Annotated in this window: 21 protein-coding genes; 10 read left to right on the top strand and 11 right to left on the bottom strand. The window is 67.3% G+C overall.

Going from position 1 to position 21,242, the window contains the following annotated elements; genetic code table 11:
• Positions 1-9: 9 nt before the first annotated feature.
• From ETR14_RS05195 to ETR14_RS05220, 6 genes are all read right to left on the bottom strand, one after another.
• Positions 10-1,956 (bottom strand): beta-N-acetylglucosaminidase domain-containing protein, encoded by a 1,947-nt coding sequence (locus ETR14_RS05195; protein ID WP_129383675.1) that lies wholly within the window; start codon positions 1,954-1,956, stop codon positions 10-12.
• Positions 1,957-2,042: 86 nt separating this feature from the next.
• Positions 2,043-2,372 (bottom strand): hypothetical protein, encoded by a 330-nt coding sequence (locus ETR14_RS05200; RefSeq protein WP_129383676.1) that lies wholly within the window; start codon positions 2,370-2,372, stop codon positions 2,043-2,045.
• A gap of 50 nt (positions 2,373-2,422) precedes the next feature.
• The gene (locus ETR14_RS05205; protein ID WP_129383677.1) at positions 2,423-2,914 is read right to left on the bottom strand and encodes an SRPBCC domain-containing protein; all 492 of its coding nucleotides are present in this window, start codon (positions 2,912-2,914) and stop codon (positions 2,423-2,425) included.
• Positions 2,907-3,248: a helix-turn-helix transcriptional regulator gene (locus ETR14_RS05210; protein WP_129383678.1), complete on the bottom strand. Its 342-nt coding sequence runs from the start codon at positions 3,246-3,248 to the stop codon at positions 2,907-2,909. Before ETR14_RS05210 ends, ETR14_RS05205 begins: the two co-directional genes overlap by 8 nt.
• A gap of 91 nt (positions 3,249-3,339) precedes the next feature.
• On the bottom strand, positions 3,340-4,215 hold the full coding sequence (locus tag ETR14_RS05215) for a dienelactone hydrolase family protein (protein ID WP_129383679.1): 876 nt from the start codon (positions 4,213-4,215) through the stop codon (positions 3,340-3,342).
• A 98-nt stretch (positions 4,216-4,313) separates the two neighbouring features.
• Positions 4,314-4,991 (bottom strand): DUF6683 family protein, encoded by a 678-nt coding sequence (locus ETR14_RS05220; protein ID WP_129383680.1) that lies wholly within the window; start codon positions 4,989-4,991, stop codon positions 4,314-4,316.
• 240 nt (positions 4,992-5,231) lie between these two features.
• Here ETR14_RS05220 and ETR14_RS05225 point away from each other — a divergent pair, with 240 nt between their 5' ends.
• From ETR14_RS05225 to ETR14_RS05245, 5 genes are all read left to right on the top strand, one after another.
• Entirely contained in the window at positions 5,232-7,757 is a 2,526-nt protein-coding gene (locus ETR14_RS05225; protein ID WP_129383681.1) for a TonB-dependent receptor, read from the top strand.
• A gap of 2 nt (positions 7,758-7,759) precedes the next feature.
• Positions 7,760-9,013, top strand: coding sequence for a YdcF family protein (locus tag ETR14_RS05230; protein ID WP_129391369.1), 1,254 nt, complete (start codon positions 7,760-7,762; stop codon positions 9,011-9,013).
• A complete protein-coding gene (locus ETR14_RS05235; protein ID WP_129383682.1) occupies positions 9,010-11,001 on the top strand; it encodes a glycoside hydrolase domain-containing protein in 1,992 nt (663 codons plus the stop codon). Before ETR14_RS05230 ends, ETR14_RS05235 begins: the two co-directional genes overlap by 4 nt.
• Before the next feature lie 68 nt (positions 11,002-11,069).
• Positions 11,070-11,687 (top strand): trimeric intracellular cation channel family protein, encoded by a 618-nt coding sequence (locus ETR14_RS05240; protein WP_129383683.1) that lies wholly within the window; start codon positions 11,070-11,072, stop codon positions 11,685-11,687.
• A gap of 146 nt (positions 11,688-11,833) precedes the next feature.
• A complete protein-coding gene (locus ETR14_RS05245) occupies positions 11,834-12,277 on the top strand; it encodes a hypothetical protein (RefSeq protein ID WP_129383684.1) in 444 nt (147 codons plus the stop codon).
• A gap of 19 nt (positions 12,278-12,296) precedes the next feature.
• Here ETR14_RS05245 and ETR14_RS05250 read toward each other — a convergent pair whose 3' ends face one another.
• Positions 12,297-12,785, bottom strand: coding sequence for an SMI1/KNR4 family protein (locus tag ETR14_RS05250; RefSeq protein ID WP_129383685.1), 489 nt, complete (start codon positions 12,783-12,785; stop codon positions 12,297-12,299).
• A 136-nt stretch (positions 12,786-12,921) separates the two neighbouring features.
• Here ETR14_RS05250 and ETR14_RS05255 point away from each other — a divergent pair, with 136 nt between their 5' ends.
• The 4 genes from ETR14_RS05255 to ETR14_RS05270 all read left to right on the top strand — a co-directional run bounded on the left by ETR14_RS05255 (position 12,922) and on the right by ETR14_RS05270 (position 15,072).
• A complete protein-coding gene (locus ETR14_RS05255; RefSeq protein ID WP_206185974.1) occupies positions 12,922-13,224 on the top strand; it encodes a hypothetical protein in 303 nt (100 codons plus the stop codon).
• Positions 13,225-13,305: 81 nt separating this feature from the next.
• Complete coding sequence (locus ETR14_RS05260) at positions 13,306-14,010, top strand: hypothetical protein (protein ID WP_129383686.1); 705 nt, start codon at positions 13,306-13,308, stop codon at positions 14,008-14,010.
• 157 nt (positions 14,011-14,167) lie between these two features.
• The gene (locus ETR14_RS05265; RefSeq protein ID WP_129383687.1) at positions 14,168-14,704 is read left to right on the top strand and encodes a nuclear transport factor 2 family protein; all 537 of its coding nucleotides are present in this window, start codon (positions 14,168-14,170) and stop codon (positions 14,702-14,704) included.
• A gap of 65 nt (positions 14,705-14,769) precedes the next feature.
• Complete coding sequence (locus ETR14_RS05270; protein ID WP_243455771.1) at positions 14,770-15,072, top strand: PadR family transcriptional regulator; 303 nt, start codon at positions 14,770-14,772, stop codon at positions 15,070-15,072.
• Between the two features lie 102 nt (positions 15,073-15,174).
• Here ETR14_RS05270 and ETR14_RS05275 read toward each other — a convergent pair whose 3' ends face one another.
• Complete coding sequence (locus tag ETR14_RS05275) at positions 15,175-16,251, bottom strand: transcriptional regulator (protein ID WP_165356325.1); 1,077 nt, start codon at positions 16,249-16,251, stop codon at positions 15,175-15,177.
• Between the two features lie 145 nt (positions 16,252-16,396).
• Between ETR14_RS05275 and ETR14_RS05280 the strand changes: the two genes are divergently transcribed.
• Complete coding sequence (locus ETR14_RS05280; protein WP_129383689.1) at positions 16,397-16,972, top strand: hypothetical protein; 576 nt, start codon at positions 16,397-16,399, stop codon at positions 16,970-16,972.
• A gap of 34 nt (positions 16,973-17,006) precedes the next feature.
• On the opposite strand, the gene ETR14_RS05285 is transcribed toward ETR14_RS05280, so the two are convergent.
• From ETR14_RS05285 to ETR14_RS05295, 3 genes are all read right to left on the bottom strand, one after another.
• Positions 17,007-19,016, bottom strand: coding sequence for a multicopper oxidase family protein (locus ETR14_RS05285; RefSeq protein WP_129383690.1), 2,010 nt, complete (start codon positions 19,014-19,016; stop codon positions 17,007-17,009).
• 125 nt (positions 19,017-19,141) lie between these two features.
• Positions 19,142-20,296, bottom strand: a complete 1,155-nt coding sequence (locus ETR14_RS05290) for an aminotransferase (RefSeq protein WP_129383691.1) — start codon at positions 20,294-20,296, stop codon at positions 19,142-19,144.
• 25 nt (positions 20,297-20,321) lie between these two features.
• Positions 20,322-21,113: a DUF72 domain-containing protein gene (locus ETR14_RS05295; RefSeq protein WP_129383692.1), complete on the bottom strand. Its 792-nt coding sequence runs from the start codon at positions 21,111-21,113 to the stop codon at positions 20,322-20,324.
• Positions 21,114-21,242 lie beyond the last annotated feature (129 nt).

Here is a 21,242-nt window from a genome sequence, read left to right on the forward strand (position 1 = left end):
GAGCGCTCCTCAATCCGCCCTACCGGTCGCGAGAACCAGGTTTGGTGCGTCTTGGATGAAGACGTCCAAGACGCCGTCGGCGACTTTGATCGGTCCTTCCGGACGAACCGCGCCCGGGATTGGCTGGATCGCAGCCGCCTGGGCAGCGAGCCGTTGAGCTTCCGTGAAGAAGCGGCCGGCCGTGTCGCCGCCGCCGGCGTCGTCCAAGGCCGCGGCCAGGCCGCTGACAGTCAATTGCAGCGCGCGACCCCAGAGCGCGGTTGCCTCCAGCCAGGGGGCCGACTGTGCGACGAAGCCCGGAACGGTGACTCCGGCCCGGATCAGATCGGGAGCGGTCGCCAGCCTGTCCGCCGCAGTCCCCAGTGCCGCGAGTGCGTCGGCCTGGGTGGCGGCATCGCCGAGCGCCAAGGCATCGCGGGTGCGATCGATCAGCGCCTTTAGGCGGGGCGCTTGCGGCTGCCACGGCTGGGTGCCGAAGGTCGGCGCGAGATGCTGCGTGTCGAAAAAGGCGAGCAAGGCGGCGGTGACCTGCGGATCGCCGTTGGCCAGGTAGCGCGCCGACGCTTGCCAGGTCCGATCGGCATCGTAGCCGCGATCGTTCCAGGCGAAGGCGACCAGCCCCATCACCGCCGGGCGGCTCGCCGCTTCCTGGTTCATCGGGTTGGAGACGATGCCGCTGAGGTCCGCCGACAGGCCGGCCTCGCGCCGCGCATAAGGTGCGAGCAGCAATCGGCCGGCAGACTGGCCGTAATCGTTGACCGGATAATTGTCCCAGAGCAGGGTCTTGCGGCCGAACGCCTTCGTCGCAGCACGGGCGTCGCCGACGGAGATCGCCGGCGGCACGACGTCGGTGCCGGTCCACTGCACCACCACGCGCGGATCGAGTTCCTTGCGCAACGTCGCCTTGTAGGGGCTCTCGGTCACGTTGTAATATTCGGTCGGCACCATGATCAGCGAGCCGTGATCGTCGGCGGCGACCAGATCGGCCTGGACCGCGTTCAGCAGGCGCGCCTGCGCGCTTGCCGCCGCCGCCTCTCCGGGCGCGCCGAACGCGGCTTCGTCGCCGGGACAGTTCCACTTGGTATATTCGATATCGTCGAGCGCGACGTAGAAGCTCCGCACGCCGATACCGCGCAGCGCCTTGAACTTGCGGCGGATCGCCTCGAGATCGGCCGCGCTCGAATAGCAGATCGAGGGTCCGGGCGAGATCGCGTAGACGAAGGTGACGTGCTGGCGGTTGGCCGTGTCGACCAGCCCGCCGAGGGCCTTCAGCGTTTCGGCCGGGTAATCCTCGCGCCAGCGGTCGCGCGCGAACGGCTCGTCCTTGGGGCTGTAGATGTAGGTATTTGCCTTCATCTCGGCGAGAAAGCCGATGTGCGACGCGCGCTCGGCCATCGACCAGGGCTTGCCGTAAAAGCCCTCGATCGTGCCGCGCACGGGCATCGCAGGGTAGTCGATGACGTCGAGCGCCGGTACGGCCGGGCCGCGCACGATCTGCCGCAGCGTCTGGGCGGCATGATAGAGCCCATCCCCATCCTTGCCGGCGAGCAGGATCAGCGTGCCGCCGTCAAGCGCACGGCTGGCGAGCGCATAACCTTCGTCCTGGGACGGGAGCGCAGTCCCGGTGCGCGCCAGGGCGCTCCTCACCAGGGCGGTATCGCCGGTGCCGAGCACCACATAGGTGCCGTCGAGCCGGGCGGGCAACCGGCTGGCCGTCTCGATCCGCTCGACGCCGGCACCGGTCAGGATCCGGCGCACGAGGGCGTCGGCCTCGGTGTCCGGCCTGCCGGCGTGCACCAAGACCACTTTCCTGCCGAGTGCGAGGTCGTTGCCCGTTAGCTTCGCCGAAACCGGCTGCGGAAAGATCGCCGGCAGGGTCTGCGCGCCGGCCGGGACGGCCAGCGCCAGCGCGGCGCCCGAAGCGAGCGACAGAAGACGAGTGGGCGATACGCGCATCAGGATCCTCAATGGTTCTAGAAAGGTAATGAAGAGGTCCTATGCGCTGGGGGCGGCGGGGGCAAGCAACTATACCCGGCGCCCGTTCAATCCGGCGCGTCGGCTTGCGGCTTCGAAGGATTGCCGATCGCGGCCAGCCGCGGCGTGACGCATGCTTCCATATCGCTCGGCTTGCGCGCGACCCTGGCACAGGTGAGCACGGCGTCGCAGACCCGTCCATCGAGCGCGGGATCGCCGCTTGTCCGCTTCACCCTGCAGCGGACCATGCCGGTCTTGGGATCCCGCCGGGTTTCGACACGAATCCGCTTCAGCCGCTGGCCGGTGACCATGATCTCCGGATCCCGTGGCGAAGGCGGCGGCACCGCATTCCCGCTCGACCATTCCAGCAACGCGACAACGGACAGGAACAGCAGCATTCCTTGGCTTCCATTGCGAACGGACGCGATCGGCGACCACGAGATGGCGACTATGCCCGCTGCCCGTAACGTCGGTCCAGCTTCGAAAGCTGGCTGGTAAAGCCTTCCCTTTGCATCGCGCTGGTTGCCGCATCGTGCATCTGGCTCAACGTCACCACCATGCGCACATGGCCCTCGGCACCGGGAAAGAAATCGACGGCGATCCTGCTGTCATAGGGCTCGACCCCGGGAAGGAAGTCGATGAGCTGGGTGAGAACCAGCCGGTGATAGGGCTCGAACGTGGTGAACGCGCCCCGACAGGGCTGCGAGGTCGGCGCGTTCATGCGCTCCATGGCGGCGATCGCCTCAGGCGTGTCGGCAACCATGTCGTAGTGGAGCGCGCCGCCGGGACGCGGCTCGATGGTGTGGACGTCGGCGCGGAACTGCTCCGGACCCCACCAGGATTCGAACCCTTCCTTGGTCGTCCACAGCGTCCACAACTCCTCGACGGTGGCCGCATAGGTGCGCTCGACGACGAGGCTCGACTCGATCTGGTCAGTCATTCCCGGAACTCCCTTTGGATTTGCGATGCTGCTGACGCGCGAGGGCGGCGCCGAAGCGGTCCAGCCGCGCCTCCCAGAGCGTTCGATATTTGGCGAGCCATTCGTCCAGCTCGTGGAAGCGGTCCGGCTTCAGCGCATAAAGGCGCCGCTGCCCATCCGCCCGCACCGTCACGAAGCCAGCTTCATGAAGGATGCGCAGGTGGCGGGAGACGCCGGATTGGTGAATGCCAATCTCGGCGACGATGTCGTTGACCTGCCGCTCGCCGCCGCTGAGCGCGTCGACGACCCTGCGACGGGTCGGATCGGCCAAGGTCTGGAAAGCGTCTATGTGCATGAACGTGCATATACACAAGCATGCATATGATTGCAAGTACCCCTCTCCGGTCGTAGTTCGCCCCATGCTCCCGTTCCGGAGAGAGCGATCGCTACAGGGTCTTGAACAGAGCGCTCATCCGCTCCCAGGCGCGCTCGGCCGCCTTCGCCTCGTAGGAAGGGCTGTCGAGCACCGTCCAGCCATGGTTGGCGGCGTACACCTCCACTTCGGCCGATCGGCCGGCCGCCGCCGCCGCATCGCGTAGCGCCGTCTTCACGTCGGGCGCCTTGGCGTCGTCGTCCTGACCGATCGCGAACAGATAGCCTGCCTGCGTCTTGGCGAGCAGCGCATGCGGGCTTTGCGGATCGTCGGCCTTGACCAGCCCTCCGCCGTGAAGCGACGCCGCCGCGCGGACTCGCCCCGGCACTGCAGCGGCTGTCCACACCGTGAAGGGTCCGCCCATGCAATAACCGTGCGTGCCGACACCGCGTTTCGTGTCGACCTCCGACCGCGCGTCGAGCCAGGCGATCGCCGCTTTGGCATCGCGCTGGACCGCGTCGGCCGTCAAAGCGGCACGCCAAGGCCCCACTTTCTCGAACCCGCCCTGGGCACGGAATTGCGCGAAATCGGGAAACTGCGGCGCCGGCACGGACCGATAATAAGGATTGACCACCAGCACGGCATAGCCCTGCCCGGACAGACGCCGTGCCATGACCTCGAACGCTTCGCGGAGACCGGCGATGTCGGGCCAGGTCAGGATCGCAGGATGCCGCCCCTTCGCCGGACGGACGAAGAACGCGTCCATGGTCCCGTCCGGCGTCGTCACCCGCACACGGTCCTCAGCAAGACCACCGGCCGCATCGGCGACGGATCCGGACGCGCAGGCGGCCAGCACACCCAGGCCGGCGATCCCGAACTGCCGCCGATTGACGCTCCAGTCGGATGGCCTGCCATCATTCCACTCTTCGATCTGGTCGCGTTCACACATGGCGGGCTCCTGGCTGCCGATTTGCAGCGACGATAAGGCGGAGCGTTGGCTGCGGTAAAGACGGCATTGCGGCCGACGCCACTCGAGGTAGCGACGGCCTAGCGCGGTACGAAACCCCGATCGGTGAGGTTCATGGCGGCCAGGTCGAGCCCGGCCGCACGGGCGGCCTGGCGCACCGCCGCCGCAACCTGGCGCATCCGCTCGGGATTGCCGTTGGCAGCGTCGAGGGCGGATCCGATCAGCGCGGTCTGCACCAGATAGGCCTCGGCCATCTCCTGCTTGGTCGCATCGCTTGCGCGCGCCAGTTGCGGCAGTGCCCGCATGGCGTCGGCGGCCTGCGCCCGCACCGCGTCGATCTGGGCGCGGGTCGGATCGTCGGTGCGCCCGCGCGAAGCGAGCCACGCATTGATCCACCAGGCCGCATATGCGTCGGCGACGTGGTTGGTGCGGAAGCCGTAGGTGCCGAGCTGGCCATTGATCCGGCCGATCACGTCGCCGGACGCAAACAGCGCCTCCATCCGCGCCGCGCCCTCCGCATCTCGCGCCCGCGACCTTGCGACGAACTGCGCGAGGTTCTTGCGGCGCTGCTCCAGCGACGGCCGAAAGCTGAGCTGCGTCTCCGTCCCAGGCACGATCCGCACCGGCCGGGTCGCGGGGCGGGAGCGCGCGACGTTGGCGCGAATGGCGTTGTTGACGCCGATGTCCGCGCCCAATTGCCCCAGATCCAGCGCTCCCCCCAAATCCTGCGCCGCCGCCGGGCTCGCAAGAGCCAGCATTGCGGCCGCTGAAGCAAGGATAAGGCTCGAATGTCCGTGGGGTCGGTCGAAAAACAAGACACATTCCTCCTGCAGCGCCAAGCGGATATCGTCATTGCACGATCCAGGTCCCGCCGCGCCCCTGTTTCGATGAGCCCTTGCTTGCACGGGATGAATACGGTCATGCCGGATCTGTGCGGTTCAGTCACCAACCCGTCACAAACGGGACCTAGTCGCGGGCAAAATCAAAAGGGGTATTCCATGCGCGTCTCTCACGTCCGTTCGCTTCTCCTCTCCGCCTGCGCGCTCGCCGCGACGCTCCCGGCCGTGGCTGCGGCCCAGGACGCAGCGGCGCAGCATGCGGAGGCTGGCGCTACCGCCGCGACCGCGTCGGACGAGGCCGTGGACGAAGGCGAGATCGTGATCACCGGCACGGCACGGGCGCAGCGCCGCTTCGACGTTTCCTATGCGGTCAATTCCTTGAAGCAGGACGACGTGCTGCGGATCGCGCCGAAAAACTACGCCGACCTGCTCGGCACCGTTCCCGGCATCCAGGTCGAAGCGACCGGCGGCGAGGTCCAGAACATCACCCGGGTCCGCGGCATCCCGACCGATCGCGGCTATCTGATCTTCCAGCAGGACGGGCTGCCGCTTTACCACGAGATCGACGGCGCCTTCTTCAACTCGGGCGAGGGCATGAACCGCTTCGATCTGATGACCGAACGAGTCGAGATTGTCCGCGGCGGCCCGGCACCGATCTTCGCCAGCAGCGCTGCGGCGATCGCCAACAACATCACCGTCACGGGCGATGCGACGCCGCGCGGCCGGGCCCAGCTCACCCTCGGCGACACCGGCCTCTACCGGCTCGATCTGATGCAGGCCGGTCCGGTCGACGACAACAGCTATTTCGCCATCGGCGGATTCCTGCGGCACCATGACGGCTATCGCGATCCGGGCTTCGCCAGCGACAAGGGCGGCCAGATCCGCGCCAATTTCAAGCAGGATCTGGAGAACGGCTTCGTCAAGATCTCGGCGATGTACGTCAACGATCACAATCTCTTCTATCTGCCGATCCCCACCGCCGATCCGCGCAACCCCGACGTCTCGCTCGATCCGTACATCGATTACCACAAGGGCACCTTGAACTCGCCGGCGCTCCGCGACGTCACCATCAAATATCTGGACGGCACCAACCAGCTGCAGACCCTGAACCGCGATCTTGCCGACGGCCGCCACATGCGCTTCTTCAATCTCGGCTTCGACTGGGAGGGCGATTTCGGCGGCTGGCTGACCTCGGCCAAGGTCGGCTACACCAAGGGCAAGAGCAGCTTCGACGCGTTCTATTCGACCACCAACCCGGCTGACGCCAACACCTTCGCCGCCGGCTATCTCGCCGCTGCGCGCACCGCATTCGGCGCCAACGTCGCGCGGCTGGGCTATGCGCTCGCCGGCACGAACGGCGCGACCGCCTACGATCCCTCATCCGCATCCGGGCTGATCATGTCCGGCCAATATCGCGCGGTGGAAGCCGATTTCTATTCGGGCCAGGCCGATCTCAGCGTCACCCGCAAGTTCGAAACCGGGATCGGCAGCCACGACGTTCGCGTCGGCGTCTACGGATCGGCCTACGGTGTTTCGAGCCTGCAGGTGTATCAGGACATGCTGGTCGAAGTGCAGAGCCGTCCGCGTTTGATCGATCTGGTTGCTTATTCCGCCACCGGCGCGGTGCTCGGCTCTGTCACCCAGGACGGCGTGCTGCGCTACACCACCACGCTTAACCAGGGCGACGGCGACGCCAGGATGATCGCGCTCTACGCCAACGATACCTGGGAGATCACGCGCGGCCTGCGCCTCGACGCGGGCATCCGGCGGGAATGGTATGATTATGACGGCTACGCCCTGCTGTCGAAGGAAGCCAATCTCGGCGATCCGACCACGCTTGCCGACAACACCACTCGAGCATTCACCGGCGCGGTCATCGCGCGCCAGCTCAAACCCTCCGCAACCAACTGGACGGCCGGCCTCAACTACGATTTCACCGGCAATTTCGGGGCCTACGGTCGCATCTCCAATCTCGAAGTGCCGCCGCAGATCGGCGTGACGACGAGCACCGCGCCCACCATTGTCAAGACCAAGGCACGTCAGATCGAGCTCGGCCTTAAGGCCAATTTCGGCCCGAACTATCTCTATCTCACCGGCTTCTACACCAAGTTCGATCCGTTCAACGCTTCGTTCGTCGCCTTCAATCCGGTGACCGGCCGCAACGATCAGGCGGTACCGTTCATCGGCGAGGCGGTTGCCAAGGGTGTCGAAATCGACGGCCGGATCGCGCCGACGCGCTGGTTCGATCTGACGGGCTCGGTCACCTGGGCCGATCCCGAATATCGCAAGCTCGAGAACAGCGCGGGGGCCGATCCGAGCGCGGTCAACGGCAACCAGATCATCCGCGAAGCCAAGTTCTTCGGCAATTTACGGCCGGCCGTGCATGTCCCGGTCGGCGATGGCGAACTCGAGATTGCCGGCCGCTTCGAATGGGTCGGCCGCCGCTACGTCGATCTGTTCAATCTGACGGCGCTGCCCGCCTACCAGACGTTCGGGGCCAGCGCGTCGCTGACCCGGGGCCCGTGGCGGATCCAGGCGGTTGGCGACAATCTCACCAACGCCAAGGGGCTGACGGAGGGCAATCCCCGCACCGACCAGCTCGGCGGCCAGGGCGCCAGCGACGCGATCTACGGCCGGCCCCTGTTCGGGCGCAATTTCCGCCTGATCGTCAGCCGCAGCTGGTGACGATGCGCAAGGCGGCACGCCCGCTGCTCACGTTCCTGCTCGGTGTCGCGGCCATCCCGGTCGCGGCGCCTGCACAGGATTCGGCGGGCTATGCCGCCCCCTTCCCCGACACGCTGGAGACGCGGGTGTTTCCGCTGTTCGCGATGATGCGCACCGCGAATGGCTGGGCCGAGGCGCTCCGCCGCGACCCCGTGCTGCGCAAGCTTGCGGCCGAGCGTGCCGCCCGATTGCCGGGCGACGCCTGCACGCCGACACCGCACTGCCTCGCCGATCCCTGGCTTTGGACGAAGGCGGATGTGACGATCGTCGACGCCCGCCTGCGCCTGCTGTCGAAAGATCGCCGGCTCGCAGCGGCTCTCGCAGAACCGATGCGCCGCTCGGGCCGGTTCGCGCGCCACGCAGCGCTCGATGATCCAGCATTCATCGCGGCGGCCTGGACGGATGCTGCCGCGGCGATCAACCGCGTGATCGCGGTCTATGCGAGGGGCGAAGCGCCGCTTTATTCCAAGATCGATGCGATGATCTTCGATCCCCTTTCACCGGATTTCGCAACCGTGCTCGGTTCGCATGGCATTGCCACGGCGACGTTGAAGCGGGAGGGCGACCTGGTCTTCGATCCCGCGCTTCGCTACGCGGTCGGGCTGATGCAGATGAACGAGCGCACCGATGCGGGCAGCTATCGACCTTTGCTCGGCGGCGACAACGAAGCGGCGGTTCGCGCGCTCGGCACGACGCCTTGGCAGAAGTTTCCGTACACTGCCCTGCTCGTCTTCGGGCACGGCCCGGAGGATGCGCAGTCGCGCACTGGGGTGATGGGGCATGTCCGCATGCGCATCGCGGCGGAGTTGTTCGCGCAGGGGCTGGCCCCGTTCATCATCGTCTCGGGCGGCAACGTCCACCCGAACCGCACCCCGTTCAACGAAGCGGTCGAGATGAGGCGGCTGCTGATCGAGCAGCACCATATCCCGGCCGATCGCATCCTCATCGAGCCGCATGCGCGCCACACCACCACCAATTTGCGCAATTGCGCCCGCCTGCTGCTCGCGGCCGGCGTCCCCGCAGACCGAGCGGCGCTGATCGTCTCCGACGACAAGACAATTCGCTACATCGGCGCGCCCGATCTTGCCGCGCGCAATCTGCGCGAAATGGGAATTCAGCCGGGCACGATAGGCCCGGGTCCCAACCCGTTCAGTCTTTCCTTCATCCCCTCCCCCGTCGCCTTCCACGTCGAGGCCGCGGACCCGCTCGACCCATGACGCGCCTCGTCCCGCGCCTGTTCGCGCTCGCCCTCGTCCTTCTCGCGCCCGCGGCGGCATCGGCGCGCGATCTTGCTCGGCTGGTCGATCCGTTCGTCGGGACGCTTGCGGATTTCGGCCAGCTCAGCCCGTCGGCGGTGGCGCCCTTCGGCATGGTGCAGCTCGGCCCCGACACCAGCCCGGCCAACCATGCCGGCTACGACTTCGCCGCCACCCGGCTTGCCGGCTTCTCGCACACGCGGGCGGTCGGCGTCGGCTGCAGCGGTGCCGGCGGCGACGTTCGGGTGTCGCTCGATTATGCAGGCGCAGCGCCGCTGGCGACGATCGACAAGGAACGCGAGCGGGCACATGCCGGCTATTACCGCGTCACTTATGCCGACGGCATCCTCGCCGAGATGACGGCCACACGTGGCGCGGGCGTGATCCGCTTCACCGTGCCGCGCGCCGGACGAGTCGCCCTCGGCCTCGCCTTCGACCAGGGTTATTCGAAGCGCATCGCCGCGCGCTGGGATGCCGCAAGGCACGGCGAGGTGCGGGCGAGCTTCTCCGCCGGCACCGTCTGCGACAAGGGCGCCTACCACCTCCACTCGGCGAGCCGTGTCACCCTCAATGGCAAGCCGCTCAGCGGTGTATGGCAGGGCGGTACGGGAAGCGCACAGCTGCTCCTCGCCGTCCGCGGCGGCGACAGGATCGAAGTGCGCACCGGCCTGTCATCGGTCGATCGCCAGGCGGCCGCCGCAGTCCGCGACACCGAGCTCGGAGCGCGCAGCTTCGAGGCGATCGCGCAGGCGACGCGCGCCGGCTGGGACGATGCGCTCGGCCGCATCGCGATCGATGCGCCGCGGGCGCAGCAGGCCTTGTTCTACACATCCTTGTTCCGGGTGATGCAGGCGCCGGTCGCGATCGCCGATCCCGACGGGCGCTTCCGCGGCAGCGACGGCGCGATCATGCAGCTGCCCCAGGGCGAACAGCATTATGCGAGCTGGGCGTTGTGGGACAATTACCGCACCCAGATGCCGCTGCTTGCCCTGGTCGATCCGGAGCGCGCCACCCAGATCGCCCGCTCGCTCGTCCGGCTCTATCGATCGGGCAAGCAGCGCTGGGCCACTCCGCATGAGCCCTTCCTCACCGTCCGCACCGAGCATGCCGGCATCGCCCTGCTCGATTTCTACCGGAAGGGGCTTACCGGCTTCGATGCCCAGGCAGCCCTGCACGGCATGATCCTCGAGAGCGCCACGCTTGCCCGCGCCACGCCCGACGAGCAGATCGAGGCCGCTTATGATGATTGGGCAATCGCCGAGCTCGCCTCCGACCTAGGCGACATGGCAACAGCGTCGCGCTTCCGCGCGCAGGCGCTCGGCTATCGCGCCATGTGGCAAGCGACGTTTCGCGATCTCGGTGCCGATGCCGACGTGGTCCAGGCCCGCGGCCTCTACCAGGGCACGCTCGCGCAGTACCGCTGGGCGCCGGTGTTCGATCTCGACTGGATCGCACAGACGCTCGGGCCCCGGCTGAAGCCCGAACTCGACCGCTTCTTCGGCGACAATCTGTTCAACATCACCAACCAGCCCGATCTCCATGTCCCCTATCTCTACGCCTGGATGGGCGACCGCGCCGCGACCGACCGCATCGTCCGCCGCTACGTCGAGGAACCGGTGCCGCACCGTTACACCAATGCCGGCGTGCGCCCCCAGCCCTGGATCGGCAAGAGCTTCGCGCTCGCCCCGCAAGGCTTTGCAGACGGCATGGACGACGACGCCGGAACGATGTCCGCCTGGTACATCTGGTCCACCCTCGGCCTGTTCCCGCTGACCCCCGGCGAGCCGCGATACGTCGTGACCACACCGCTTGTCGCGCGCGCGACGATCCGGGCTCGGCGCGGGGGCTCACCGATCCTGATCACGCGCTCTGCGCAAGGCGGCTTTGTCCTGAACGGGAAACCGATCCTTGAGAGGCAGGTCACGCAGCGGGCGCTGACCGAGCGATAACGCTGCGTTGCCGAAGCGCATCATGCGCAGAGCGTGACGGCCACCCGCGAGCCTTCTATGCGGAAGATATGCCGCCGTTGCTCGAGACCTTTCTGCCGTGGCTGGATATCGCCGGCCTGTCGGTGTTCGCGGCGTCCGGCGCGCTTGCCGCCGCCCGCAAGCGCCTGGACTTCGTCGGTGCCGCCTTCTTCGCGCTGATCACCGCCACCGGCGGCGGCACCCTGCGCGATGTCCTGATCGACGCGCCCGTTTTCTGGATGCAGGATTCCACCCCCGTCATCCTGTGCCTGGCGGTCGCGCTCTGCGCCTGGGCAATCCCGCTGCGCTGGTGGCCGGAACGTGCGCTCGAGTGGTTCGACGCGGTCGGCCTGGCGGCTTACGCCGTCTACGGCGCGGCCAAGGCGCTGCACTATGGGATGGCACCGATCTCCGCCGCAACCGCCGGCATCGTCACCGCATGCATCGGCGGTGTGATCCGGGACATCACCGCGGGCGTCCCGTCGATCCTGATGCGGCACGAGCTCTATGTCACGGCCGCCCTCGTCGCTGCGGGACTGTTCACCGCACTGACCGTTGCCGGGCTGGCGGCGCCGCTGCCCGCTCTGGCCGGAGCGATCACAGGCTTCATCGTGCGCGCCGCCGCGATCAAGTGGCGCCTGTCGCTGCCCCCGCACCAGGGGCACTGACGAGAGCCGCGCGCGGCTCCGATCCTTGCCCGTTTGTGACAAAGTGTTTCCGCCGCTTCCTCAGCGTTGCGGAGCCGGCGGTGCTTGGCCAAGCGCGGCGCATCGACTGGTCTCCATCGACCACAGATCCGTAACAGGAGATGTTCATGAGCTTCATTCTGGCCCTCACCCTGAGCGCTATGGCCGATGTGCCTGCGATTCCAGTCACCGAGCATCGCACGCGCCTGGACCATTCCGGCCGCAGCCTCGAAATCCACTATCGAGGCCAGGTTTCGCTGGTGACCCGGCAGATCGGCTCGGTCACCAAGGCCGGCACGCCGTCAACCCTTCGCTGCCTTTGGCGGGCGGACATCGACCTCAGGCGCGAGGCGCAATCTGGCGCGGGCGTTCGTCTTGCCCGCGGCATCGATCGGGAAGGCGTGCTGGAAGGCAGCCGATCCGGATGGTGCGACGCCCATCGGACCTCGATCGCACGGGAGGTGGCCGGGCGCGCCGACCAGATCCAGGCGCAGGTGCGTGCCCTGGCGCAGGAGGATCATGACATGCTGAAATCGGAGTTCGAACGCACGACCGGCAATCGCGACGGCTGATCGTGCCGCCGGCGCCCCGCTAGTCTGGGGCGTCTCTCGGTCCGATCCGGAAGAGGAAGTCTTCGAAGCTGTCAGCGAGCACAAGGATCTTGCGGCCCGCCATGGCTTCGAAATCAAAGCTGACCACCCCCGGCGACTCGCCCCTGCGATAGTCCAGGCAGACGAGGCCGGCATGATAGGTGGTGGCGATCGGGATCAGTTTGGGGCCGAGCTCGTCTTCGGTCTGCTCCCAGATGTCCGCCGCCCATCGGCGCGGCTGGCGTGGGTCGAAGTGCAGGACGGTGGCAAGCCCGATCGGCTCGCCGCCCATCTTGCCGCGAACGAAGTTCCGGCCCGATGGAAAGCGCTTGCCGCCGTTCGCCGCGGCATATTCGGCGTAGCCCGGTGGGGCGGCGACGCCGCGCGCGGCCAAGTCTCGGACGATCGTGCCTGGCGGCACCGGTGCCGGCGCAGGCCCGTCCGCTGCGTCCCACGGGAGCATGTCCATGCCCGAGGCTAGGATGCGCATGGGCGGAGGGCAAGCGCCGCGCGGCTCGGCAGCATCTTCCACTCACCGGAGCCGATGCACAGCCGAACAGAATCATATTGTTACGACGCCGACCCTCGGCTTGTGTCGCGAGATCGTTAACCATGAGGAGAATGCGATGTCGGCGTCCGTGAAGAAACTTGCCCCTGCGATGATGGTTCTGGTCGGTGCCGTTGGGCTCGGTGGCTGCGCCACCAAGGGGTTCGTGCGCGAACAGGTCGCGACCGTGAACCAGCGCGTCGATGGGCTCGAGTCACGGCTTCAGGAGACCGACGGCACCGCGAAGGCGGCTTTGGCCGAGGCGCGGGCCGCCTCCGGCCAGGCGCAGAATAACGGCCAACGTCTCGAGCAGCTCAATGCCCGCGTCGACGGCATCGAGCAGCGCATGATCGAGGCGCAGCGGAAGCGGCCGCGCAACTGAGCCGGCACCGCAGCACAGTTCGATTTTCTGCATTGGCCGTCGCACTGATTGGCGACGGCCAATTTTTGAGCGCCTAACGAGATGATTCACCATCTTCCGGCTCTTGCCGGGATTATCCTGTCCCTGTCCCTGTTCGTGTCCTCGGCCGCAGTCGGAGCGGCGCGTCCATCGCGCCCTGCACCGGCGCGCCACGCCGCCGAAGCTGCCCAGACGATCGTGCGTCCTTCCATGGCTACGACCCGGGTTGCCGACTGGATCGCTACCTCGCGGGACAACAGAGCGTTGCCCTATGCGATCATTGACAAGCAGGCGGCCTCGCTGCTTCTGTTCGATGCCAAGGGCAAGTCGCTCGGCGCAGTTCCGGTGCTGGTCGGAGTCGCCACCGGCGACGAGGCGACACCCGGCATCGGCAGCAAGAGCCTTGCCGAGATCGGCCCTGCGGAAAAGACCACGCCGGCCGGCCGATTCCTTGCCAAGTTCGGAGTCGCGGCCGGGCGCCAGAAGGTGCTGTGGGTCGATTACGCCACGTCGGTTGCCCTCCACCCGATTCCCCCCGACACCAAGAAGAAGGAGCGGCGGCGGGAGCGCATGCTGTCGCCCGCGCCCGACGACAATCGCATCACCTTCGGCTGCATCAACGTGCCGAACGCCTTCTACAGCAAGACGCTTCGGCCCTTGTTCCTGAAGAAGGGCGGCTACGTCTATGTGCTTCCCGATACGAAGCCGCTCGAGACGGTGTTTCCCCGCCTACAGGTCCACGATGTCCTGAATGGCAGCGTCTCCTAGGGATTCGCCGCACCTTTGCACTTGCGCGTCGCCCGGCGTTCCTTTGGGCGAGCGTGGTAACTGCCCGAAATCCCCGCAACCGCATTTCACACGCGCACTCCAACGCTCGCTCCCACGCTGCCCGTGCACAAAGCCGGCGGAAGAAGGAGCGCAGATCATGTCGTCGAAATCCCTTGTCGCAGCCGCCGCAGGTGCGGCAACGCTGGCGGCGTGCACGTCGCCGAGTGCATCGGATCGCCCCCAAGCATTGCTGGCCGAAGAGGTGGCGCGTCTCGCCGCCGACACGGCCGAGGCCAATGCGGCGCTGATGCGGGGCGACGTCGATCGTCATCGCGCGATCGTCGCGCTGTCAGACGACTTCACCTTGATGTCGCCGTTCGGCGGCAGCCCAAGCCGCGGGCGAGACCTCACCCGGGAGGATTGGGATCGCATCGGCCGCTTCTTCCGGAATGGCACCTTCGAACAGGAACTCGTCGAAAGCTACGCAACCGATGGCATGATCGTGCTCGTGCTGATCGAGCGCACCCACGTCCAGGTCGGCGGCCTTCCCGCGCAACCCTGGGCATTGCGGGTGACGCTCGTCTATACCCGTGCCGGAGACCGATGGCAGCTTGCCCATCGCCATGCCGATCCACTTGCAAACGGCCTCGACTTGGCCGCCGCTGCCAGTCTTGCCCGCGGGACGGCCGAATGAAGGGGGCGACCAACCTCCGGCTCCCGGCGCCTTGACTCGCAAGTCTACATAGGTTGTGTGAGGTCATGCCTCGCAACCGCCGGCCATCCAAGCAGATGCTCGCCCTTCTGGAGGCGCTGGCGGCGCAGTCGCAGCAATGGCGGCATGGCTATGATCTGATGAAGGAAACCGGCCTGCTTTCGGGGACCCTCTATCCGCTGCTGATGCGGATGACGGACCAGGGACTGGTCGAAGCGGAATGGCGCGCGCCGGCCCAGCCGGGCCGCCCCGCCCGCCACGCCTATCGGCTCACCGCGGCCGGGATCGCCTTTGCGCAGGCGGTTGCAGAGCCGGACGGGGCTCTTCCCTTCAAGTCCGCCCTGGCCTGAGGCTCGCGCCGCCGGACGTGGGGGCGAAACAAGGATGCAAGTTCGAAGCCGCCGCCGAAGACGAAAGCCAGCAGATCCCAAGTCGCGAAGGCTCATAAAGCGCTACGCGCAGCCGAGATTCCTGCGTGCCAGCGCCATTGCACCGACGATCCCGGCGCCGAACAGCGCGCCTTCGCCCGTGGCGGTGACGACGCGGGCGATCGTGCCGAAACCGCTTTCCCCGAACAGGCGGCCGAGCGCATCCAGCCTCAGCCGCGACCCCGGAAAAGCCTGCGCGAGCAGATCGAGGCTTCCGGCCATTAGGTGACCGCCGCAGAGCGCGACCAGCAGGCCGCCGGCACCACCGGCCACCGCGGCAATGGCGATGCTGCGCCGGAACGCGGACGCGGTGCCGCTCCGCGATTCCGCCCAGGCGCCGACGCCGACCGCACCGCCGAGCAGCAGGCCCTCGACTCCGCCGGCGATGTCGCCAGGCGCGCGGCCGAGCAAGAGGTTGAACCCGTCGATGCCGAGCAGCTTGACGAGTCCGCCGACGATCATGCCGCCCAGTGCACCTCCGACAATGCTCCAGCGCGGACCACCGAAGACTTGAGCGCCGGCGATCCCGCAGCTCACGCCGGCTCCGCCCATCAGCGCCGCGGCAATGGTCAGCCACAGGAGCACGAGCAGCACCGACGCGGCCCCCGTTCCGGGCGCGAGCGGCTGCGCTGCACCGGCGAAGCCGTAGGCGAAACCGCCGATCACCCCCGCAAGGCCCGCCCCGATCGACCCGGCACCGGCGAGCAGCAGTCCATCCCGGATCGTCATTGCGCGATCGCCATCCTCTGCCTGCTCGTGCACGGCAGCCTCCGGCGCGTCTTCGACGGTCGCGACCTCAGCGATGAAGCGATAGCCATGCTTCGGCACGGTCTCGATGAACCGCGGCCGGATCGCGTCGTCGCCGAGCTGCCGCCGCAGCGTACGAATGCATTGGGTGAGCGCCTCGTCGGTCACCGGCACCCCGCGCCAGACCTGATCGAGGAAGCGGTCTTTCGAAATAAGTTTACCCGCCTCGCCGACGAGCAGGATCAACGCGTCGAGATAGCGCGCGTTGAGTTCGACCGGCACGCCTTCCTGCAAGAGCCGGCGATTACCGGGATCGAGGAGGAAGCGATCGAATTGGAAGCTGTTCGGGGCCATGGCCGGTCTGGCTAGCATGCGCCGGAAGCCGCTGTCGCCACGCCGCACCCTGCACATGTCGATTTCAGCGAAAGCTCACCACTTGCTCATGCCGATCACCCGGTCCGGCGTCCATCGGGACGATCGACAAGCATGGAGACAGAGGATGACGAGCGAATTCGATCTGGCCGCTACGCGGCGCGTGAATCCCTGGCGGCTGGCCGCCTGGAGCCTTGCAGGGTTGCTCCTGATCCTGCCGATGCTGGCGATGCGGTTCAGCGCGGAGGTGAACTGGACGACCGGCGACTTCTTGTTGGCGGGCCTGCTTCTAGGCGGCACCGGCCTGATCCTCGAACTGGCGGTGTGGCGATCGCGCGATCTCGTCTACCGGGCTGCGGCTGGGATGGCGCTTGCCGCAGCCTTCTTGATCCTGTGGGCCAATGCCGCGGTCGGCATGATCGGCGATGAGGACAATCGCTACAACCTTCTGTTCCTGGCGCCGATCGCCATCGCTCTCCTCGGCACGATCGCGAGCCGGATGCGGGCGGCTGGAATGGCCCGGACGATGCTCGCCGCAGCCGCAGCGCATCTTGCAATCGCGCTCGGCGGTCTACCCGCTGACCGCCATGGCGCGCTTATCAGCGCAGGGCTGGCCGCACTCTGGCTGATCTCGGCCGGCTTGTTTCGGGCCGCGGCATCGCGGCGGAGCTCCGGCGACGAGGATCGAGGCGGTCGCGCGTGACGCCCGCCAGGTCCGGTCGCCCAGGGACCGGACCCTAATGATGGCCCGGTCCCTGGTCCTGCAGCTGGTTGCCGGGCGCGCCGACCTCGCCCGCGGGCAGCACGATCGCGACGTTCTGCATCATGCCCTGATCCTCGTGATCGAGGATGTGACAGTGGAGCACGAATTCGCCGATGTAGCGCTGATAGCGGGTGCGCACGGTGATCGTGTAGACGCCGCCTGCCTTGCCGACGCTGGAGCCGGGCAGCAGGCTCTTGATCATGAGCGTGTCCTTCCAGACACCTTTCAGCCCCGGATATTGCGGGTCGGCCGGCTTGCCGCCGATGTCGTCGACTGCGCCGGGCACGCTCACGTCCTTGCCGTTGGGATCGAGGATCGAGACGATCTGGAACGGATTGACGTGAATGTGGAAGGGGTGGCTGACGAATTGCGATTGCAGCGACCATTGCTCGACCGCGCCCAGGTTGAGCTGGCGGTCGACCCGGTTCGGATCGTAGGGACGCGGCTCATAATCCTGGCTGCCGACCTCGAACATCGTGCTCTGGGTGCTGACGTCGATGTTGAAGGTGAGGTTCTGGTAGCCCGTCACCTCCTTGTCGCCGACATCGGGGTGCGGGACGAACCGCGAAAAGCGTAGGTCGGCGGCGAGATCGGCGATGACGCCGTCCCGCACGTCGGGGGGCATCAGGCGCCGCGCGCGGTCGATCAGCGCCTTCTGCACGTAACCCCGGATGTCACCGCCGGTGGCCGTGCCGGGGCGGACCGAGACGATGCCGAGCAGACGCTGCGGCACGTCGTCATTGCCGACGCTGCCGGCTTCGGGAGTCTCGATGTCCAACGCGCAATAGTCGCGGGACTCCGGCAGCGTAACGAGCGCGTCGAAGCGATAGCCGGGCTGGAACGTCGCGAGTCTGGTCTCCTGCGCCGCCGCCATGGTCAACCCGTCGGCCGCGACCAGTTGGTAGGGCACCGGCGCGCCGGTGCAGTTCTGCTTCACCCAGGCGTCCATCTGCGGCGCGGCGAGACGGTCCGGCCGAGCCACGCCGGGTTTCAGGGCACGGAATTGCAGGGCGATGGTGTCGCGGACGCCGCCATGGATCATCCGCCAGCGCTGGATCTCGCCCTGCGCGGCGGCGATGGTCGGCAGCACTTCGCCGTTGATGCTGGTGAAACGGCCGGATGCGGCCCAGCTGCCCGGCCCGAAGGGCGCATAGCTCTCGATCCGTCCAGCCTGTCCGGCAGGGCAATCATAGGTCTCGTTGGCCTTGGTGTCGCGCTGGGCTGGATCATTCAGGCAATAATATTGGATCTGCTGAAAGACGAGGACCTGCTCCTTCATGTCCCTGAGCAGCGTATCAAGGTCGCCGTTCGCCTGTGATGTCGGGGGCCGGTCGCCGCGAATGATCAGCGCGCCGGCCATGCCGCTCGACACCTGCAGCGCGGTCGAGCCGTGGCGATGGGTATGGTACCAGAAGGTGCCCGCCGGATGATCGGCCGGGATGTTGTATTCATATTGGAATTTGACGCCGGGGTTGATCGACAGCAGCACGTTGTCGCCGTTGCCGGACGGGTTCACCCACAGGCCGTGGCTGTGCAGATTGGTGCCGTTGAAGCAGTGCGGAATGTTGATGTGGTGGTCGCCGGTGGCGCAGCTCGCATCGGCCGGCAATCGGTTGTTGAGCGCGATCCGTACCGTTTCCCCCGGCGCGGCGACGATCATCGGCGACACGAACGCTGCGCGAGGCGGCGGCGGCGGATCGGTCGGATCGGCGTAGGCGCGCAGATGTACCTTGTCCCATGCCCCGGTCGCCGGGTTGAAGATCTCGCCGTCGCGGTAGACGATGTCGAGGTTGAGCAGCCGCTCCTTGCCGCCGGCGAGGCCGGGCTGCGACAACAGCAATTTGGACGGCGCGTCCGGCGCGGCACCGAGCTCAGGCGGATTGACGACGAGGCGATCGTCGTCCTGCGCCGCGGCCGGCGCCCCCCAGGCAAAAGCGCAGGCGGCGGCGCCTGCAAGCCAGAGACATGCGCGTTGCTTGACCATGATTCCCCCCTGCCCTGGCGGCGATCGGCAGCCGGGCCGGGGCAAGATAGACGACGAAGGCGCCTGCCAAGAATAAGGGGATTGGTCCGAAACAGAGCAGATCGTCGGCCGCAGAGCCGAAGAGATCAGGCGAGCGCGGCGCGGGCCGCGATCAGGGCGTCGGCGCCTGCGGCGATCGTCTCCGGCTTCTTGGCGAAGCACAAACGGATGATGCTGGTCACCGGATCCTCGGCGTAGAAAGGCGACAGCGGGATCGCCGCGACCCGGAAGTCGCGGACGATCCGATCGCAGAAGCTCGCATCGTCGAGCGCGATGCCGGAGGCGGGCAGGTCGACGCAGACGAAGTAGGTGCCCTCCGCCGGAAGCAGGCTGAAGCCGCCGGCGGTCAATCGGGCGACGAGGTCGTCACGCGACGCGGCGAAGGTCCGGCGCATCGTCTCGAAGGTCGTCATGTCCTTGCCAAGGCCGTAGCCAACCGCCGCCTGGAGATTGGGCGGCGTCGCATAGGCAAGGAACTGGTGCGCCTTGGAGATCGGCACGGCGAGATCGGGCGGTGCCACGATCCAGCCGACCTTCCAGCCGGTCAGCGAAAAGATCTTGCCCGCGGAACCGACCTTCACCGTGCGCTCCGCCATGCCCGGCAGCGACGCCAGTGGCCGCAGTGTGCGGCCGTCGAAGACGACATGTTCCCACACCTCGTCCGTCAGCGCGACCGCATCGTGGCGCACGCAGGCTGCGGCAAGCAGGCCGAGTTCGGTCTCGTCGAACACCCGCGCACTCGGATTGTGAGGGTTGTTGAAGATGACCAGGCGGGTGCGCGGCGTGAAGGCAGCCGCCAGCGCCGCTTCCGTGATCCGCCAATCGGGCGGTGCCAGACGGATGAAGCGGGGAACCCCGCCGGCGCGCAGCACCATCGGCAGATAGGCATCGTAGAGCGGCTGGAAGAGCAAAACCTCGTCGCCCGGCTCCACCAAGGCTAGGATCGCCGCCGCCAGCGCCTCGGTCGCACCGGAGGTCACGGTGACGTCGGCTGGCGCAATCTCCAGCCGCTGATGGGCGCGATAGTGCGTCGCAACCGCTTCGCGCAGCATCGGCAGGCCGAGCATCGGCGCATATTGATTGGACTCGTGCAACAGCGCGTCGGCGGCGCGGCCGACGACATCGTCCGGCCAGCCGAAATCGGGAAAGCCCTGGCCGAGATTGACCGCGCCGTGTTCGACGGCGAGCGTCGACATCGCGGCGAAGATCGAGGTCGGCGTGTTGGCGAACAGCGGATTCATCAGGTTCCCCGGCCTGGCGGCCGCGTCAGAGCCGCTCGAGCAGCGCCATCGCGGCGGCGGGCGCACGCTCCTTGGCGCCGTTGATCATGAACACGTAGACATCGCGCGGCCCTGCCGCCGGCTCCTTGGCGCTGTAGGGATAATCGGGCGGACAGGTGCCGCCGGCCCAGCCCCGCGCCACCTCGGCCCAGCGATCGAGCTCCGCCGGCGCATAACCCTGCGGTTCGTCGCTGCGGGCGCCGAGCAGGCGGGCGTAGACGAGGTCGCCGCTGAGATCGGGAACGCAGGGGAATTCCTCGCCGTCCCCGAACACGATCGCGACTCCGGCCTCCCGCATCATCGCGACGAAGGCGGGATCGCGGAAGCTCTCGTGGCGCGGCTCCACGGCGTGCTGCAAGGTAACGCCGGCGACCTTGCGCGGCAGCAGATCGAGAAAGGCACGGAAATCGTCCGGATCGAATTTCTTGGTCGCCATCAGCTGCCAGACGATCGGACCGAGCTTGTCGCCCAATTCGGTGAAGCCCTGATTGCAGAAGCGCTCGATGCCCTCGCCGCTCTCGCCGAGCACGCGGCGATTGCTGCAATAACGCGAGCCCTTCAGCGCGAACTTGAAGCCGTCGGGCACCGCCTTGGCCCACTTCTCGTACGACGCCGGCGACTGCAACTTGTAATAGGTGGCGTTGATCTCGATCGCGGTGACGTGCTGCGCCGCATATTCGAGCTGCTTCGTCTTGGCGAGTTTGGGGGGATAGAAGGTCTCGCGCCAGGGCTCGTAGTCCCAACCGCCTATGCCCACCCGGATCGTGCCTGCGCTCATCCTGCCTTGCTACCCCGCCGGCCGGCATCGCTCAACCCGCGCTTGATCGTAACGCACGGCGACGCCACAGCGCAGGGGAACACGGGAAAAGGGTTCGGCATGAAGATCGACCGGCGAGGCGCAATGGCA

Source organism: Sphingosinicella sp. BN140058 (genome assembly GCF_004135585.1).
In the GTDB taxonomy this organism is placed as follows: Bacteria; Pseudomonadota; Alphaproteobacteria; order Sphingomonadales; family Sphingomonadaceae; genus Allosphingosinicella.

Bases quoted from the DNA above. Each gene is read 5' to 3' on its own strand.
- ETR14_RS05195 (WP_129383675.1), bottom strand. From the start codon at position 1,956: ATGCGCGTATCGCCCACTCGTCTTCTGTCGCTCGCTTCGGGCGCCGCG.
- ETR14_RS05200 (WP_129383676.1), bottom strand. From the start codon at position 2,372: ATGCTGCTGTTCCTGTCCGTTGTCGCGTTGCTGGAATGGTCGAGCGGG.
- ETR14_RS05205 (WP_129383677.1), bottom strand. From the start codon at position 2,914: ATGACTGACCAGATCGAGTCGAGCCTCGTCGTCGAGCGCACCTATGCG.
- ETR14_RS05210 (WP_129383678.1), bottom strand. From the start codon at position 3,248: ATGCACATAGACGCTTTCCAGACCTTGGCCGATCCGACCCGTCGCAGG.
- ETR14_RS05215 (WP_129383679.1), bottom strand. From the start codon at position 4,215: ATGTGTGAACGCGACCAGATCGAAGAGTGGAATGATGGCAGGCCATCC.
- ETR14_RS05220 (WP_129383680.1), bottom strand. From the start codon at position 4,991: ATGCTGGCTCTTGCGAGCCCGGCGGCGGCGCAGGATTTGGGGGGAGCG.
- ETR14_RS05225 (WP_129383681.1), top strand. From the start codon at position 5,232: ATGCGCGTCTCTCACGTCCGTTCGCTTCTCCTCTCCGCCTGCGCGCTC.
- ETR14_RS05230 (WP_129391369.1), top strand. From the start codon at position 7,760: ATGCGCAAGGCGGCACGCCCGCTGCTCACGTTCCTGCTCGGTGTCGCG.
- ETR14_RS05235 (WP_129383682.1), top strand. From the start codon at position 9,010: ATGACGCGCCTCGTCCCGCGCCTGTTCGCGCTCGCCCTCGTCCTTCTC.
- ETR14_RS05240 (WP_129383683.1), top strand. From the start codon at position 11,070: ATGCCGCCGTTGCTCGAGACCTTTCTGCCGTGGCTGGATATCGCCGGC.
- ETR14_RS05245 (WP_129383684.1), top strand. From the start codon at position 11,834: ATGAGCTTCATTCTGGCCCTCACCCTGAGCGCTATGGCCGATGTGCCT.
- ETR14_RS05250 (WP_129383685.1), bottom strand. From the start codon at position 12,785: ATGCGCATCCTAGCCTCGGGCATGGACATGCTCCCGTGGGACGCAGCG.
- ETR14_RS05255 (WP_206185974.1), top strand. From the start codon at position 12,922: ATGTCGGCGTCCGTGAAGAAACTTGCCCCTGCGATGATGGTTCTGGTC.
- ETR14_RS05260 (WP_129383686.1), top strand. From the start codon at position 13,306: ATGATTCACCATCTTCCGGCTCTTGCCGGGATTATCCTGTCCCTGTCC.
- ETR14_RS05265 (WP_129383687.1), top strand. From the start codon at position 14,168: ATGTCGTCGAAATCCCTTGTCGCAGCCGCCGCAGGTGCGGCAACGCTG.
- ETR14_RS05270 (WP_243455771.1), top strand. From the start codon at position 14,770: ATGCCTCGCAACCGCCGGCCATCCAAGCAGATGCTCGCCCTTCTGGAG.
- ETR14_RS05275 (WP_165356325.1), bottom strand. From the start codon at position 16,251: ATGGCCCCGAACAGCTTCCAATTCGATCGCTTCCTCCTCGATCCCGGT.
- ETR14_RS05280 (WP_129383689.1), top strand. From the start codon at position 16,397: ATGACGAGCGAATTCGATCTGGCCGCTACGCGGCGCGTGAATCCCTGG.
- ETR14_RS05285 (WP_129383690.1), bottom strand. From the start codon at position 19,016: ATGGTCAAGCAACGCGCATGTCTCTGGCTTGCAGGCGCCGCCGCCTGC.
- ETR14_RS05290 (WP_129383691.1), bottom strand. From the start codon at position 20,296: ATGAATCCGCTGTTCGCCAACACGCCGACCTCGATCTTCGCCGCGATG.
- ETR14_RS05295 (WP_129383692.1), bottom strand. From the start codon at position 21,113: ATGAGCGCAGGCACGATCCGGGTGGGCATAGGCGGTTGGGACTACGAG.